Origin of the sequence: Aquiflexum sp., assembly GCF_041749095.1 — a bacterium.
GTDB lineage: Bacteria > Bacteroidota > Bacteroidia > Cytophagales > Cyclobacteriaceae > Aquiflexum.
This window is the reverse complement of sequence record NZ_JBGTCA010000197.1, coordinates 1-2,534: the sequence shown is the minus strand read 5'-3', so window position 1 is coordinate 2,534 and position 2,534 is coordinate 1. Positions and strand designations below refer to the sequence as shown.

The 2,534-nt window shown below is 40.9% G+C and carries 3 protein-coding genes; 1 reads left to right on the top strand and 2 read right to left on the bottom strand.

What is annotated here, in order from left to right; genetic code table 11:
• Positions 1-924, top strand: a 924-nt coding sequence (gene mnmA / locus ACEW8O_RS09605) for a tRNA 2-thiouridine(34) synthase MnmA (RefSeq protein WP_373494413.1), incomplete at its 5' end; no start/stop codon positions are given.
• A gap of 250 nt (positions 925-1,174) precedes the next feature.
• Here mnmA and ACEW8O_RS09600 read toward each other — a convergent pair.
• Positions 1,175-2,284, bottom strand: a complete 1,110-nt coding sequence (locus ACEW8O_RS09600; RefSeq protein ID WP_373494412.1) for a site-2 protease family protein — start codon at positions 2,282-2,284, stop codon at positions 1,175-1,177.
• On the bottom strand, positions 2,274-2,534 hold a 261-nt coding region (locus ACEW8O_RS09595; protein ID WP_373494411.1), incomplete at its 5' end, for an HAD-IA family hydrolase. The genes ACEW8O_RS09600 and ACEW8O_RS09595, both read right to left, overlap by 11 nt.

The window sequence follows — 2,534 nt, the reverse complement described above, 5'->3', positions numbered from 1 at the left end:
CCCAATCCGGATATTTTATGTAACAGGGAAATCAAATTCGACATTTTTCTCAAAGCCGCCCAAAAACTAAAGGCTGATTTTGTAGCCACAGGTCACTATTGCCAAAAAGATGAACTTGAAACCGCCGGCAAAACCGTTTATAGGCTTTTGGCAGGTGCAGACCCCAATAAAGACCAAAGTTATTTCCTATGCCAATTGAATCAGGAGCAATTGGCCAAAGCGCTGTTTCCAATCGGCCACCTACAAAAATCAGAAGTAAGAAAAATCGCCAAAGAACAGGACTTGATCACTGCTGACAAAAAAGACAGTCAGGGGCTATGCTTTATTGGAAAAGTCAGGTTGCCAGATTTCCTACAGCAACAACTCCAACCTAAAAAAGGGGCTATTGTAGTGGTTCCGGAAAATCTCCCTGTTTATGAATCAAAAAGTATTCCTGCCGGTATTTCCGCTGAAGACTATGAATTGGAAACTTTGGACAACTTATGCCTACCCATCAAATATACCCTTGATCAAGGCAAAAAAATAGGGGATCATAATGGAGCCCATTATTTTACCGTGGGCCAAAGAAAGGGTTTGCAGGTAGGTGGGACAGGCAAACCATTGTTTGTCATTTCTACGGATACCAAAGAGAATGTTATCTATACAGGTTTAGGGGAAGATCATCCGGGATTAAACCGTCATGGTTTATTCGTACCGAATGAAGATATTCATTGGATCAGAGAAGACCTCAAACTAAATGTAGGTGAATCTGTTCGGTACCAAGCAAGAATCAGATACAGGCAACCATTAACTTGGGCTACTCTTATCATGAAAGAAAACGGGCTTTATATCCTTTTTGATCAAACCCAGAGAGGCGTTGCCTCAGGACAGTTTGTGGCCTGGTATAATGGTGAGGAAAGCATTGGGTCGGGGGTGATATTTTAGAGGGATGAAGGATGAAGGTAGAAGGATGAAGAGGGTAAATTTTAGATTGTAGATTGTAGATCTTAGATTTAGGGGAATTTAAAATTGAAGGAAGCTGCTCAATGATTCTAGTTTTGAATAGAATAGTTAACTATAGGAACTTGACTGCCCAACCGCGACTGCCCACTGCAAACTGAGACTGCCAACTGTGCGACTGATTATACAAACTGCGACTGCCCACTGAATACTGCGACTGCCTATTGAAAACTAATCAGCCGATCTGAAAAGGCTGCGGGGTAAAGCACAGCACAAAAATCAGAATGGCCACCCACCCGATTATTTTTCTGTTGCTGTTCAGTTCTTTGAAGCCATTGACTTCGGGATGCTCCAATCCCATGATCCTGCCCAATAAAAATGCAAATAAAAGCCAACCGCTATAGCCTTGAAGACCTGGGTAGTAATAAACCAAAGCATATTGGCTTGCGGCAATCAATAAGATGATCGTCCATTTAGTTTGGTTTTCCAGGCTTGCTTTTCGGTAACAGATATATAGAAAAACTACATAAAGGGGAATCCTTATAATTAGCGTATTAAAATCATCATAAGGATTGAGTAAACCCAGTCCTGCGTAAAATACAAAAGCAGTATAGAAAATCAGGGAAATCTCTTTATGCCTTTTGGGAAATAATCCGAAGACCACATGGCCCCCATCCAATTGTCCAATTGGCAAGAGATTCAGAGCAGTAAAAAACAACGCCAGATAACCTGCAAATAAATATGGAAAATGTATGATTTCTGACATATTGGGCATTTTCTCAGGATCTGCAAATATTTTTTCCATCCCATAAAAAAGCAGGTTATAACCCATCTCAAGATTGAGATAACCATCTTCCTCTACATGACCTTTAAAATCCGGGTCCAAATATTCCGGATGGATCTGATAGATATAATCTGCATCCGGCAAATTGGTAAATCCATACCCCAATACAAACAGTGCAATAATAAATCCTGCCAAAGGTCCCGCTACTCCAATATCGAAATATTTTTTCCGGCTATTGACAAAGCTTTTCATGCTGATAATGGCACCAAAAGTTCCCAGGGAAGGCGCTATCACCAACCAGCCCGGAATGAAATATGGCAGGGATGATTTTACCTTATGATGGATAGATGTCAACAAGTGCCCCAATTCATGGATAAGGAGTATCCCAATAAATGGAATGGAAAAATGAAGGGATTTTAGAAAATATTCGAAGGTTAAGGCATGTTCACCACCTGCAATCAGAGACTTGCCATACAACCACTCCCCTCCTGCCAACGTGGTTGCAATCAGGGTAGCCAGAAATAGTAAACCGTGCCTTAGGTATTCTTTTTTAGTGTACATCCGCAAAGAATTGAATCAGCGCTTTTGGGTAAGTGATGTGATAAGTTTGTATTCCAACTCTTTTGGCCCCATCAAGGTTCGCCAAAAGGTCATCAAAAAATAAGACCCTATTGGGTTCAACTTGTATTTCGTTGATTACTGCCTTATAGATGGCTTCATCAGGTTTTGCCAATCCCATTTCATGACTTAAGAAAACACGGTCAAACATTACTGAAAGGCCATCAACAGACGACTGCTCTTTGAGCATTTG